The organism is Streptomyces sp. WG5, assembly GCF_049974565.1.
Classification (GTDB): Bacteria; Actinomycetota; Actinomycetes; order Streptomycetales; family Streptomycetaceae; genus Streptomyces.
In genome coordinates, this window is the sequence record NZ_JBNGGC010000046.1 from 39,218 (window position 1) to 50,549 (window position 11,332).

Annotated in this window: 14 protein-coding genes; 9 read left to right on the forward strand and 5 right to left on the reverse strand. The window is 75.1% G+C overall.

The annotated features are described in order from the left end of the window. Positions 1-39: 39 nt before the first annotated feature. Positions 40-1,491: an NAD(P)H-hydrate dehydratase gene (locus tag ACP4IX_RS33150; protein ID WP_426558197.1), complete on the reverse strand. Its 1,452-nt coding sequence runs from the start codon at positions 1,489-1,491 to the stop codon at positions 40-42. Positions 1,492-1,560: 69 nt separating this feature from the next. Here ACP4IX_RS33150 and ACP4IX_RS33155 point away from each other — a divergent pair, with 69 nt between their 5' ends. Then, positions 1,561-2,166, forward strand: a complete 606-nt coding sequence (locus ACP4IX_RS33155) for a helix-turn-helix domain-containing protein (protein WP_426558199.1) — start codon at positions 1,561-1,563, stop codon at positions 2,164-2,166. Here ACP4IX_RS33155 and ACP4IX_RS33160 read toward each other — a convergent pair. Both ACP4IX_RS33160 and ACP4IX_RS33165 read right to left on the reverse strand, forming a co-directional pair. Next, on the reverse strand, positions 2,148-2,867 hold the full coding sequence (locus tag ACP4IX_RS33160; RefSeq protein ID WP_426523657.1) for a formylglycine-generating enzyme family protein: 720 nt from the start codon (positions 2,865-2,867) through the stop codon (positions 2,148-2,150). The genes ACP4IX_RS33155 and ACP4IX_RS33160 overlap by 19 nt on opposite strands. Before the next feature lie 125 nt (positions 2,868-2,992). Then, the gene (locus ACP4IX_RS33165; RefSeq protein WP_426558201.1) at positions 2,993-3,364 is read right to left on the reverse strand and encodes a holo-ACP synthase; all 372 of its coding nucleotides are present in this window, start codon (positions 3,362-3,364) and stop codon (positions 2,993-2,995) included. An 83-nt stretch (positions 3,365-3,447) separates the two neighbouring features. Here ACP4IX_RS33165 and alr point away from each other — a divergent pair, with 83 nt between their 5' ends. From alr to ACP4IX_RS33185, 4 genes are all read left to right on the forward strand, one after another. Further along, the gene (alr, locus tag ACP4IX_RS33170; protein WP_426523627.1) at positions 3,448-4,614 is read left to right on the forward strand and encodes an alanine racemase; all 1,167 of its coding nucleotides are present in this window, start codon (positions 3,448-3,450) and stop codon (positions 4,612-4,614) included. 163 nt (positions 4,615-4,777) lie between these two features. After that, a complete protein-coding gene (locus ACP4IX_RS33175) occupies positions 4,778-6,025 on the forward strand; it encodes an alpha/beta fold hydrolase (protein ID WP_426558203.1) in 1,248 nt (415 codons plus the stop codon). Continuing rightward, the gene (tsaE, locus tag ACP4IX_RS33180; protein WP_426558205.1) at positions 5,991-6,587 is read left to right on the forward strand and encodes a tRNA (adenosine(37)-N6)-threonylcarbamoyltransferase complex ATPase subunit type 1 TsaE; all 597 of its coding nucleotides are present in this window, start codon (positions 5,991-5,993) and stop codon (positions 6,585-6,587) included. The genes ACP4IX_RS33175 and tsaE overlap by 35 nt, the downstream gene beginning before the upstream one ends. Before the next feature lie 155 nt (positions 6,588-6,742). Further along, entirely contained in the window at positions 6,743-6,946 is a 204-nt protein-coding gene (locus ACP4IX_RS33185) for a hypothetical protein (RefSeq protein WP_426558207.1), read from the forward strand. A 145-nt stretch (positions 6,947-7,091) separates the two neighbouring features. On the opposite strand, the gene ACP4IX_RS33190 is transcribed toward ACP4IX_RS33185, so the two are convergent. Beyond that, entirely contained in the window at positions 7,092-7,646 is a 555-nt protein-coding gene (locus ACP4IX_RS33190; protein WP_426523631.1) for a hypothetical protein, read from the reverse strand. 182 nt (positions 7,647-7,828) lie between these two features. On the opposite strand from ACP4IX_RS33190, the gene tsaB reads away from it, so the two are divergent. From tsaB to ACP4IX_RS33210, 4 genes are read left to right on the forward strand one after another with little or no spacing between them, the layout of a single operon-like run. Beyond that, positions 7,829-8,482 carry a tRNA (adenosine(37)-N6)-threonylcarbamoyltransferase complex dimerization subunit type 1 TsaB gene (gene tsaB, locus ACP4IX_RS33195; RefSeq protein ID WP_426523632.1) on the forward strand — a complete coding sequence of 218 codons (654 nt, stop codon included), beginning with the start codon at positions 7,829-7,831 and terminating at the stop codon, positions 8,480-8,482. A gap of 50 nt (positions 8,483-8,532) precedes the next feature. Beyond that, positions 8,533-9,123 (forward strand): ribosomal protein S18-alanine N-acetyltransferase, encoded by a 591-nt coding sequence (gene rimI, locus ACP4IX_RS33200; RefSeq protein WP_426523658.1) that lies wholly within the window; start codon positions 8,533-8,535, stop codon positions 9,121-9,123. Beyond that, positions 9,116-10,234, forward strand: a complete 1,119-nt coding sequence (tsaD, locus tag ACP4IX_RS33205; RefSeq protein ID WP_426523633.1) for a tRNA (adenosine(37)-N6)-threonylcarbamoyltransferase complex transferase subunit TsaD — start codon at positions 9,116-9,118, stop codon at positions 10,232-10,234. The genes rimI and tsaD overlap by 8 nt, the downstream gene beginning before the upstream one ends. After that, a complete protein-coding gene (locus ACP4IX_RS33210) occupies positions 10,231-10,488 on the forward strand; it encodes a hypothetical protein (RefSeq protein WP_426558209.1) in 258 nt (85 codons plus the stop codon). Before tsaD ends, ACP4IX_RS33210 begins: the two co-directional genes overlap by 4 nt. Here the strand turns inward: ACP4IX_RS33210 and ACP4IX_RS33215 are convergent. Further along, positions 10,439-10,957 carry a hypothetical protein gene (locus tag ACP4IX_RS33215; RefSeq protein WP_426558211.1) on the reverse strand — a complete coding sequence of 173 codons (519 nt, stop codon included), beginning with the start codon at positions 10,955-10,957 and terminating at the stop codon, positions 10,439-10,441. The genes ACP4IX_RS33210 and ACP4IX_RS33215 overlap by 50 nt on opposite strands. Positions 10,958-11,332: the final 375 nt, after the last annotated feature.

Genomic DNA, 11,332 nt, shown 5'->3' on the forward strand with positions numbered 1-11,332 from the left:
GAACACCGTAGGACCCGGGCGCCCACGACATAACCCCACTCACCCCACCCGGGCCACATCCCGCCACGCCCCCGGAATCGCCTCCGCGACGTCGTGCGCCCCCGTCGGCGCCCCGCCCGCCGCGAAACGGCCCGCCAGGCCGTGGACGTACGCCGCGACGCTCCCCGCGTCCCGCGCCGAGAGTCCCGCCGCCAGCAGGGACCCCGCCAGGCCCGACAGCACGTCCCCGCTCCCGGCCGTGGCGAGCCACGACGTCCCCGTCGGGTTGACCCGTACCGGGCCTCCCTCCGCCCCGGCCACCACCGTCGTCGACCCCTTCAGCAGCACCGTCGCCCCGTACCGCCGCGCCAGCTCCCGTGCCGAGGCCAGCCGCGCGCCCTCGACCTCCTCCCGGGCCACCCCGAGCAGCGCCGCCGCCTCCCCGGCATGCGGCGTCATCAGTGTCGGCGCCGTACGGTCCCGCACCGCCCCGGCGTCCGCCAGCCGCAGCCCGTCCGCGTCGATCAGCACCGGCACCTCCGCCGCCAGTACCTCCGCCACCGTCCCGGCGTCATCCCCGGCGCCCGGTCCGACGACCCATGCCTGCACCCGCCCCGCCCGCTTCGGACCCTGGTCGGACACGAGCGTCTCCGGGTAGCGGGCGATCACCGCGTCCCCCGCCGGGCCGACGTACCGCACCGCCCCGGCCCCGCCCCGCAGCGCCCCGGCGACGGCGAGCACGGCGGCGCCCGGATAGCGGGCCGACCCGGCGGCGATGCCGACGACCCCCCGCCGGTACTTGTCGCTCTCCGCGCCCGGCACCGGTAGCAGCCGCGCCACGTCCGCGTGCTGCAACGCCTCCAGCTCGGCCGCGTCGTTCGGCAGCGGCAGCCCGATGTCCACCAGCCGCACCGACCCGGCGTACTCCCGCGCCGGATCGACCAGCAGCCCCGGCTTGTGCGCCCCGAACGTCACCGTCAGCTCGGCCCGGACCGCGGCCCCCCGCACCTGCCCGGTGTCCGCGTCGACCCCGCTCGGCAGGTCGACGGCGAGCACGGCGGCCCGGGACCGCGCGGCCGCGTCGGCGAGCGGCACCGCCTCCGGACGCAGTCCGCCCCTGCCACCGATCCCGACGATGCCGTCGACGACCAGGTCCGCCCGCTCGATCAGCTCCCCGGCGGAGGCGGTGGCCGCGACCCGGCCACCCGCCCGGCGCAGCGCCGTCAGCCCCCCTCCGTGCGCGCGCTCCGGCGTGAGCGGCACCGCCGTCACGCCCGCCCCGCGCCGGGCGAGCCGCGCCCCGGCGTACAGGGCGTCGCCGCCGTTGTCCCCGCTCCCGACCAGCAGCACCACCCGGCTGCCGTACACCCGTCCGGCCACCCGCCCGAGCACCTCCGCGCAGGCGGCGGCGAGCCCGGCCGCGGCCCGCTGCATCAACGCCCCCTCCGGGAGCCGTGCCATCAGCTCCCGTTCGGCGTTCCTGACCGTCTCCACGCTGTACGCAGTCCGCATGCCGTCGAGTCTTCCCCGTACGCCGTGAACGTCACGGACCGCCCCCGCGGTATGAGGGACAGTTGTCCCATGGGTGACGACGACGAGACGGCACAGGTGATGACCTCCCTGGGGGCCCGCCTGCGTGCCGTCCGGCAGGCCCGCGGCCTCACGCTGGCCCAGCTCGGCGCCGCCACCGGCATCTCCGTGTCCACCCTGTCCCGGCTGGAGTCGGGGCAGCGCGAGCCGGGGCTGCGGCACCTGCTGCCGCTGGCCAGGGCGCACCGGCTGCCCCTGGACGACCTGGTCGGCTCCAGCACCGGCGACCCCCGCGTCCACCCGCGCCCCTTCACCCGGCACGGCCAGACCTGGATCCCCCTCACACGCAACCCCAACGACGGGCTGCACGCGTACAAGCAGATCCTGCCCGCCCCCGCGAACGCCCGCACCGAGTGGACCCCGCGACCCGAACAGGGCTCCCACGAGGGCCACGAATGGATCTACGTCCTCTCCGGCCGCCTGCTCCTCGCCCTCGGCGACCACGACCTCGTCCTGGCGGCCGGCGAGACGGCGGAGTTCGACCCCCGCGTCCCGCACGGCATCGCCAACGCGGGGGACCGGCCCGTCGAGTGGCTCGCCCTGTACGGAGCGCAGGGCGAGCGCATGCACATCCGGGTTCAGCCGACCGGCACCTGACCCCCGCCCGCCGAACGGGCGACGCGGAACCCCACGTCGTCGACCCGGAACGTCGGGTGGCTGCGACGCCGCACGGAGGCCCGGACGCTCCAGTGCTCGTCGAACCAGCCGCCGCCGCGCAGCACCCGGTAGGTGCCGTACACCTCGGCGTCGTAGAGGTCCCAGCACCACTCCCAGACGTTGCCGAGCGTGTCGTACAGGCCCCACGCGTTCGGCAGCCTGCCGCCCACCTCGTGGACGCGCTCCCGGGAGTTGCCGCGGTAGCGGGCGATGGCGTCCAGGGGGCCGTAGCGCGGGCCGTCGGTGCCCGCGCGGCAGGCGTGTTCCCATTCGGCCTCGGTCGGCAGGCGGTACCCGTCGGCGGACGTGTCCCAGACGACGCCGCCATCGCCGACGCCATCGCCGTCAGCACCGCCGCCGCCCACGCCACCACCGCCGTCCTCGGCGGCGACGCGGTAGGCCGGGCGGAGCCCCTCGCGCCGCGACAGCAGGTTGCAGAACTCGACCGCCTCCGTCCAGGAGACCTCCACGACGGGCAGCCGCTCCTCCCGCGCGGCCGGGGACCGCCGACCGGTGACCCGCGCGTACTCGGCCCGCGTGACCGGGAACGCCGCCAGCCGGCAGGACGCCACCTCCACCGGCCAGCTGCGCCGCGTCCGCCGGTCCGACAGGGTCACCCGTCCCGACGGCACGGAAACCATCCTGATCCCCGCGCCGATGTCCTCGACCCCCGCGCCCATGTCCTCGACACCCGCACCGCCGACGTGGACACCCGCGACACCCGTACCACTGACGTTGACACCCGCACCACTGACGTTCATGGGCGTCAGCCTTCCGCGATCACCACCGCCGACGCCACCCCCGCGTCATGGCTCAGCGACACGTGCCACGACGCCACCCCCAGCTCCGCCGCCCGCGCCGCCACCGTCCCCGTCACCCGCAGCCGCGGCTGCCCGCTGTCCTCGACGTACACCTCGGCGTCCGTCCAGTGCAGCCCCGCCGGCGCGCCGAGCGCCTTGGCCAGCGCCTCCTTCGCCGCGAACCGGGCGGCGAGCGAGGCGATGCCCCGGCGCTCCCCGCTCGGCAGCAGCAACTCGCTCTCCAGGAAGAGCCGCTGGGCCATGGCCGGTGTGCGCTCCAGCGACGCCCCGAACCGCTCGATCTCCGCCACGTCGATCCCGACCCCGATGATGCTCATGCCGGGCACCCTAACGACGTCGCGAGCGGTCGGCCTTTCGCGGGGGAAGCCGGGTCCGGGTGCTCTGAGAGACTGGGGGCACGATGAGTGAGACAGCTGCTCGGCGGGCCGCGGTGTCGCGGGCCCGGGCCGAGATCGATCTGGCCGCCCTGCGGGCCAACGTCCGCGCACTGCGCGAACGGGCCCCCGGGGCGGCTCTCATGGCCGTCGTCAAGGCCGACGCCTACGGACACGGCGCGATTCCGTGTGCCCGCGCGGCCGTCGCGGCGGGCGCGACCTGGCTGGGCACCGCCACGCCGCAGGAGGCCCTCGCGCTGCGCGCGGACCCGGCGCTGCCGGACGACGTGCGGATCATGTGCTGGCTGTGGACACCCGGCGGCCCCTGGCGGGAGGCCGTCGAGGCCGGCCTCGACGTGTCGGTCAGCGGCATGTGGGCCCTGGAGGAGGTCGTCGGGGCGGCACGGCGGGCCGGGCTCCCCGCACGCGTGCAGCTCAAGGCCGACACCGGGCTCGGACGGAGCGGCTGCCAGCCCGGCGCGGACTGGGCGGAACTGGTCCGAGAGGCACGGCGGGCCGAGGACGAGGGGCTGCTCCGCGTCACCGGGCTCTGGTCGCACTTCGCCTGCGCCGACGAGCCCGGGCACCCGTCCATCGCAGCCCAGCTCACCGTCTTCCGGGAGATGACGGCGTACGCGGAGCAGCAGGGCGTACGCCCGGAGGTGCGGCACATCGCCAACTCGCCGGCCACCCTCACGCTCCCCGAGGCCCACTTCGACCTCGTACGGCCCGGCATCGCCATGTACGGCGTCTCGCCCAGCCCCGAGATCGGCACGCCCGCCGACTTCGGACTGCGCCCCGTGATGACGCTGGCCGCCTCGCTGGCCCTGGTCAAGCAGGTGCCCGGCGGCCACGGCGTCAGCTACGGGCACCACTACACCACCCCCGGCGAGACCACCCTCGGCCTCGTCCCCCTCGGCTACGCGGACGGCGTCCCGCGCCACGCCTCCTCCGCCGGTCCCGTCCTGGTCGACGGCAAGTGGCGCACCGTGGCGGGGCGGATCGCGATGGACCAGTTCGTCGTCGACCTGGGCGGGGACCGGCCGGAGCCGGGCACCGAGGCGGTGCTGTTCGGCCCCGGCGACCGCGGCGAGCCCACCGCCGAGGACTGGGCGCAGGCGGCGGGCACCATCGCGTACGAGATCGTCACCCGCATCGGAACACGCGTTCCGCGCGTCTACGTGAACGAGTGACGCGTCCGGCCAAGGCGTGACGTGCACGGCACGCGTCCAGGGGAATCAGCAACCAGCGGGAATCAGTAACCGGCGGGAGTCCGCGACAGCGGGAATCCGCGACCAGCGGGAGTCCGCGACCAGCGGGGAACCGCGTGACGGCCCGGCGAAGAAGGAGCGGTACGTGAGCGAGAGCAACGCGGAGGTCGTCACCGCAGCCGTCGCCTCCGCCACGGAGGCCGCCGCCGGCGGATGGCGCCGGGCGACCGGCATCGCCGGTGTCGCGATAGGCGTGGTCGCGGCGGGCGCCGCGGCCGGCGTGGCGATAGAACGGCTCACCGTCGGCCGCGGGATACGCCAGAAGGCCCGGCTCGCACTCGATTCGGCGGGCCCGTACGGCGCACTGCGCGGCACCCCGGGCAAGGCGTACGCCGACGACGGCACCGAGCTGTACTACGAGGTCGACGACGTCGATCCGGAGACGGAGTCCGCGCTCACCCGGCGCCGCCGGCGGCTGTTCGGCCGCAAGGCGCCCGCCCCCGTGACGGTCGTCTTCGCTCACGGTTACTGCCTCAACCAGGACTCCTGGCACTTCCAGCGGGAGGCCCTCAGGGGCGTCGTCCGCACCGTGTACTGGGACCAGCGCAGCCACGGACGGTCCGGCCGTGGCGTCTCGCAGGTGCGGGACGGCCGGCCGGTCACCATCGAGGACCTGGGCCGGGACCTGAAGGCCGTCATCGACGCGGCCGCACCCGAGGGGCCGATCGTGCTGGTCGGGCACTCCATGGGCGGCATGACCGTGATGGCCCTGGCCGACGCGTTCCCCGCCCTGGTCGCCGAACGGGTCGTCGGCGTCGCGCTCGTCGGCACGTCCTCCGGGCGGCTCGGCGAGGTCAACTTCGGGCTGCCCGTGGCCGGTGTCAACGCGGTCCGGCGGGTGCTGCCGGGCGTGCTGAAGGCACTGGGGCAGCGGGCCGAGCTCGTGGAGAAGGGGCGGCGGGCCACGGCGGACCTGTTCGCCGGGATCATCAAGCGGTACTCGTTCGCGTCCCGGGACGTCGACCCGGCCGTGGCCCGGTTCGCCGAGCGGATGATCGAGTCCACGCCGATCGACGTGGTCGCCGAGTACTACCCGGCCTTCAACGACCACGACAAGACCGAGGCCCTCGCCCACTTCGCCGGCCTGCCCCTCCTCGTCCTGGCCGGCGTACGGGACCTGGTCACGCCGAGCGAGCACAGCGAGGCGATCGCCGACCTGCTGCCGGACGCGGAGCTGGTGCTCGTGCCCGACGCGGGGCACCTGGTGATGCTGGAACATCCGGAGCTGGTCACCGACCGGCTTGCCGACCTGCTCGCCCGCGCGGGCGCGGTGCCGCCAGCCGCTACCGTTGACGGCTATGGAAGCACCAGCAGCACCGCGGGACCCGGCTGAGCCCTCTGAGACCCCCCGGACCCCCCAGGCCCCTGTGCCCCCTGCATCCCCTGCGCCCTACGAGCTCGCCGAGTCCGCCTCGGGCGTCGCGATCACCGTCACCTCCCCGGAGCAGATGAGGGAACTGGGCCGCAGGCTCGCCACGGTCCTGCGCGCCGGCGACCTGGTGATGCTCAGCGGGGAGCTGGGCGCGGGCAAGACGACGCTGACCCGGGGGCTCGGCGAGGGCCTCGGCGTGCGCGGCGCCGTCACCTCCCCGACCTTCGTGATCGCCCGCGTGCACCCCTCGCTCGGCGACGGACCGCCGCTCGTCCACGTCGACGCCTACCGGCTGTCCGGCGGCCTGGACGAGATGGAGGACCTCGACCTCGACGTCTCCCTGTCCGACTCGGTGATCGTGGTGGAGTGGGGCGAGGGCAAGGTCGAGGAGCTGACCGACGACCGGCTGCGGCTCCGGATCGACCGGGCCGTCGGCGACACCACCGACGAGGTGCGGTACGTGACGCTCATGGGCGTCGGTGAGCGCTGGGCCGCGGCCGACCTGAGCGTGCTCACCGTCTGAACCCGGGCTCGGGCTCCCGGGGCTTTCGACCGGGAGGCGTTCCGACAGGGTGTCGGGAAAATATTGCGTTCCGGGTCTTGCGCGTGGTCACATGGTATCCAGCTCGTAGTTAGGCATGCCTAACTACGCCCGCCCCCGACCTTCAGGAGGCGTCCATGTCAGAGACCGAGTCGCAGCCGCAGTCGCGGCCGCAAACCCGGCAGCGGCCGCAGTCGCCCGCGCCCGCGTCCGCGTCCGCCGGAGTTTCGATGCGCGACCTGCTCGCGTCCTGTGCCGCCGCGACGGTGATCTCGACACCGCCGCGCGCGCCCGAACCGGAGATCCGCCGTCCTGTACGGGAACGCCGCGAGGCCGCCTGACCCGTGCCGTGCTGCCGGTGAGCCCTGGTGGCCGTGTTGCCGTGGGTCCTGGGCGGGTCCAGACCGCGTGTGTCACGTGAGTTTCGGGCGGTCCAGGCCGCGTGCGTCACGTGAGTCCTGGGCGGTCCATGGGGCTCCCGGCGTCTCAGGGGACGACGACGACCCGCTGCCCGACCGTCGCGAACCGCCACATCGCGTCGCCGTCCGCGCGCGTCTCCCGGATGCCGCCGGTGCGCCGGCCCGGGCCGGGCTTCGCCATGGAACCGTCCACCGCCGCGCTGAACCCGATGACCACGCCGCCGACGCTGGTGAAGCGCACGACGTGCTCGACCGGGATGCCGTCGGAGCCGGTGACCCGTTTGGAGCGGGACGTGACCGCGTAGGTGCCCGGTGCCGGGTCCACCCCGCTGGGCGTGACCCGGAAGGTGCGCCGGACCCGGTCGCCCGGGTCGACCAGCCACACCCGGTCGTCGTCCACCGAGTACACCACCCGTTCACCCTTGCCGGAGCCCGAGGGCAGCGCGTCGGGGCGCCGGAGGTCGCGGGGTGCCTTGGAGGCGCCGGGAGCGGGCGTGCTGCTGGCCCGGGTCCGGCCGGGGTCGGCCGGGGCGCTGGTCGACGCCTGGTGGCCGAGGAAGCCGATCGTCACGAGGGCCGCCGCCGTGAGGCCGGTGACGAGACCGGCGCTGCTGCTTACCACTGGCGACCACCTCGTCGTCGTACGCGTGCACCCGTTTCCCCGCGACGGTAGCACTCGGTGATCGCGCGGTCGCCGTGGGCGACGCGGGATGCCTCCGGTCGGCGCAGGGCGGCACGGGCGGGCGGCGCCGGGCCGGCCGGTGGGCGTCCGACACGGGCCCCGCGGCGCCGTAGGCTGTTTGCGTGCTCTTGCTCGCTCTGGATACCGCCACGCCCGCCGTGACCGTCGCGCTGCACGACGGTACGGACGTCATCGCCTCGTCGAGCCAGGTGGACGCACGCCGGCACGGCGAGCTGCTGCTGCCCGCCGTCGACCGCGTGCTCGCCGAGGCCGGTCTCGGGCTCGACGCCGTCACCGGCATCGTCGCCGGCACCGGCCCCGGCCCGTACACGGGGCTGCGCGTCGGCCTGATGACCGCGGACACGTTCGGACTCGCGCTCGGCGTGCCCGTGCACGGCGTGTGCACGCTGGACGGCCTCGCCTACGCCGCCGACCTGGAGGGACCCTTCGTGGTGGCGACCGACGCCCGCCGCAAGGAGGTCTACTGGGCCCGGTACGCCGACTCACGCACCCGCCTCACCGACCCGGCGGTCGACCGTCCCGCCGACATCGCCGAGCAGGTGGCCGGACTCCCGGCCGTCGGCGCGGGCGCGCTGCTCTACCCGGACACCTTCCCGAAGGCGCACGAGCCCGAGCACGTGTCCGCCGCCGCCCTGGCGTCCCTGGCCGCCGAGAAGCTCGCGGCGGGCGGGGAGCTGCCCGCGCCCCGGCCGCTGTACCTGCGCCGGCCCGACGCCCAGGTCCCCAAGAACTACAAGGTGGTCACCCCCAAGTGACCGGAGCGACCGAGCCCGTGACGCCACCCGTACAGCCCGAGCTGCGCGAGATGCGCTGGTGGGACATCGACCCCGTGCTCCGGATGGAACGGGAGCTGTTCCCGGAGGACGCCTGGTCGAGAGGCATGTTCTGGTCCGAGCTGGCCCACGCGCGCGGCCCCGGGGCGACCCGGAAGTACGTCGTCGCGGAGGTCCCCGGAACGGCCGGACCGGACGGAGCGGTGGGCGGGGACGGCGCGGTGGGCGAGGGGGGCGCGGCCGGTGACGGCGGCGCGGTCGGCGAGCGCGGCGCCCGGATCGTCGGGTACGCGGGCCTCGCCGCCTCCGGCGACCAGTCCGACGTGCAGACCATCGCCGTCGCCCGCGACCACTGGGGCACCGGACTCGGCGGGCGGCTGCTGGCCGAGCTGCTGCGGGCGGCGACCGCCTTCGAGTGCGCCGAGGTGATGCTGGAGTGCCGGGTGGACAACACCCGCGCGCAGCGGCTGTACGAGCGCTTCGGCTTCGAGGCGATCGGTTTCCGGCGCGGCTACTACCAGCCGGGCAACGTGGATGCCCTGGTGATGCGACTGACCACAGCGCCCGGTGGCGGCCCCGCCGCGGGCGCCGACTCCGTACAAGGAACCGACAACCATGGCTGACTCACGCGACGAGCCCCTCGTCCTGGGGATCGAGACCTCCTGCGACGAGACCGGCGTCGGTGTCGTGCGCGGCACCACTCTGCTGGCCGACGCCGTCGCGTCCAGCGTCGACGAGCACGCCCGTTTCGGCGGGGTCGTCCCCGAGGTGGCGAGCCGTGCCCACCTGGAGGCGATGGTCCCCACCATCGACCGCGCCCTGAAGGAGGCGGGGGTGAGCGCGCGCGACCTCGACGGCATCGCCGTCACCGCGGGTCCCGGCCTCGCCGGCGCCCTGCTGGTCGGTGTCTCGGCGGCGAAGGCGTACGCCTACGCCCTCGGCAAGCCCCTGTACGGCGTCAACCACCTCGCCTCGCACATCTGCGTCGACCAGCTGGAGCACGGCGCGCTGCCCGAGCCGACGATGGCGCTGCTGGTCTCCGGCGGGCACTCCTCGCTGCTGCTGTCGACGGACATCACCTCCGACGTCCGCCCGATGGGCGCCACCATCGACGACGCGGCCGGCGAAGCCTTCGACAAGATCGCCCGCGTGCTGAACCTGGGCTTCCCCGGCGGCCCCGTCATCGACCGGTACGCGCGCGAGGGCGACCCGGCCGCGATCGCGTTCCCGCGCGGACTGACCGGCCCGCGCGACGCGGCGTACGACTTCTCCTTCTCCGGGCTGAAGACGGCCGTGGCCCGCTGGATCGAGGCGAAGCGGGCGGCGGGGGAGGAGGTGCCGGTGCGGGACGTGGCGGCCTCCTTCCAGGAGGCGGTCGTGGACGTACTGACCCGCAAGGCGGTGCGGGCCTGCAAGGACCAGGGCGTCGACCATCTGATGATCGGCGGCGGCGTGGCCGCCAACTCCCGGCTGCGGGTCCTGGCCCAGGAGCGCTGCGAGGCGGCCGGCATCCGGCTACGTGTGCCGCGGCCGGGGCTGTGCACGGACAACGGTGCGATGGTGGCCGCGCTCGGCGCGGAGATGGTCGCCCGGGGCCGGGCCGCCTCCGACTGGGACCTCTCGGCCGACTCCTCCCTGCCGGTGACGGAACCGCACGTCCCGGGGCAGGGCCACACGCACGGCCACGGCCACGACCACGTGCACGAGGTCAGCAAGGAGAACCTGTACTCGTGACCGTCGCGCTGATGTGGGAGGCGCGGGCCGTGCCCGGCCGGGGCGAGGAGCTGCTGGCCTGGGCACGGGCGCAGCCGCTCGACGGCACCCCGCTGCGCCGGGAGACGCTCCGCGCCCCGCAGGACCGCGTCCTCGTCGTCACCTGGTGGGACGCCGCCTACGACGCCGAACTGCCGGAACTGCCCGAACCGGACACCGGCCTGGTCACGCGGACGGTGCACCGGTGGCGTTTCGCGTCGGTGGCCGTGGACTGAGCGGGGAGGTCGCGAGACCCACGTTGCCCATCGTGAACTTCCGCCACAGCAGCAGGCCGTTCCGGCGCTCCCAGACGGTGATGACCACGGCCTGCGTCCCCCACTCGGCGGCGGACGTCAGCGGGAACAGCGCGACCCACCATCCCCACGCAAGGGCCGCCGCCGTCGTCGGCACGACGATGAAGGCGAAGAGGCCCGGGAGGAAGAGGCGCTCGCGCAGCCGCTCGTCCGGCGGCGGCTCCACGTCGTCGGCCAGGGGGACGGCCTTGCGGAAACGCCGTACGTCCACGACCAGTTCCACGAGCATCGACAGCACCATGAGCGCGAGCAACGCCAGGAAGACCCGGCGTGTGTCTCCCGCGGGCGGCAGCTCGAACCCGTGCACGGCACCACCCGCCACGGCGCAGACGGCGGTGGCGGCCAGGGCCGCTCCGGTGGATCTCGTCTCGTGGTACAGGCTCCGGTCCATCGCGCGCCCCCCGTGCGCCCCGCGCGGTGGCCTCGGCCACCGGCGACTCCCCCCGTGTCCCGTGCGGTCGCCTGTCCGCTCCGGGCTCCGTACCGGCCCGGCGAGGGCCGGTGGTGCCGGCCACGTGCGGGTCGGCGGTGCCGTGCGGCGTACGTCCGCGCTGGACGCCGACCACCGTATGCGAGCTCGCCGGGCCGGACCACCCGCCTGCCCGAACGGCTGGTGAACGCCGAGGGACCGGCAGGGAACCGGAAGGTCGCGCGGGGCGCGGGTGCTCGCGCGGGTGGCCCCGCCCGGCGCCGGTTCCGTCCTGGCCGCCGACCGCCGACCGCCGACCGCCGACCGCCGACCGCCGACCGCCGGCCGCCGGCCGCC

What these genes read in the sequence shown, in the direction of transcription:
- ACP4IX_RS33150 (WP_426558197.1), bottom strand. Translation starts at nt 1,491, where the DNA reads ATGCGGACTGCGTACAGCGTGGAGACGGTCAGGAACGCCGAACGGGAG.
- ACP4IX_RS33155 (WP_426558199.1), top strand. Translation starts at nt 1,561, where the DNA reads ATGGGTGACGACGACGAGACGGCACAGGTGATGACCTCCCTGGGGGCC.
- ACP4IX_RS33160 (WP_426523657.1), bottom strand. Translation starts at nt 2,867, where the DNA reads ATGGTTTCCGTGCCGTCGGGACGGGTGACCCTGTCGGACCGGCGGACG.
- ACP4IX_RS33165 (WP_426558201.1), bottom strand. Translation starts at nt 3,364, where the DNA reads ATGAGCATCATCGGGGTCGGGATCGACGTGGCGGAGATCGAGCGGTTC.
- alr (WP_426523627.1), top strand. Translation starts at nt 3,448, where the DNA reads ATGAGTGAGACAGCTGCTCGGCGGGCCGCGGTGTCGCGGGCCCGGGCC.
- tsaE (WP_426558205.1), top strand. Translation starts at nt 5,991, where the DNA reads ATGGAAGCACCAGCAGCACCGCGGGACCCGGCTGAGCCCTCTGAGACC.
- ACP4IX_RS33185 (WP_426558207.1), top strand. Translation starts at nt 6,743, where the DNA reads ATGTCAGAGACCGAGTCGCAGCCGCAGTCGCGGCCGCAAACCCGGCAG.
- rimI (WP_426523658.1), top strand. Translation starts at nt 8,533, where the DNA reads ATGCGCTGGTGGGACATCGACCCCGTGCTCCGGATGGAACGGGAGCTG.
- tsaD (WP_426523633.1), top strand. Translation starts at nt 9,116, where the DNA reads ATGGCTGACTCACGCGACGAGCCCCTCGTCCTGGGGATCGAGACCTCC.
- ACP4IX_RS33215 (WP_426558211.1), bottom strand. Translation starts at nt 10,957, where the DNA reads ATGGACCGGAGCCTGTACCACGAGACGAGATCCACCGGAGCGGCCCTG.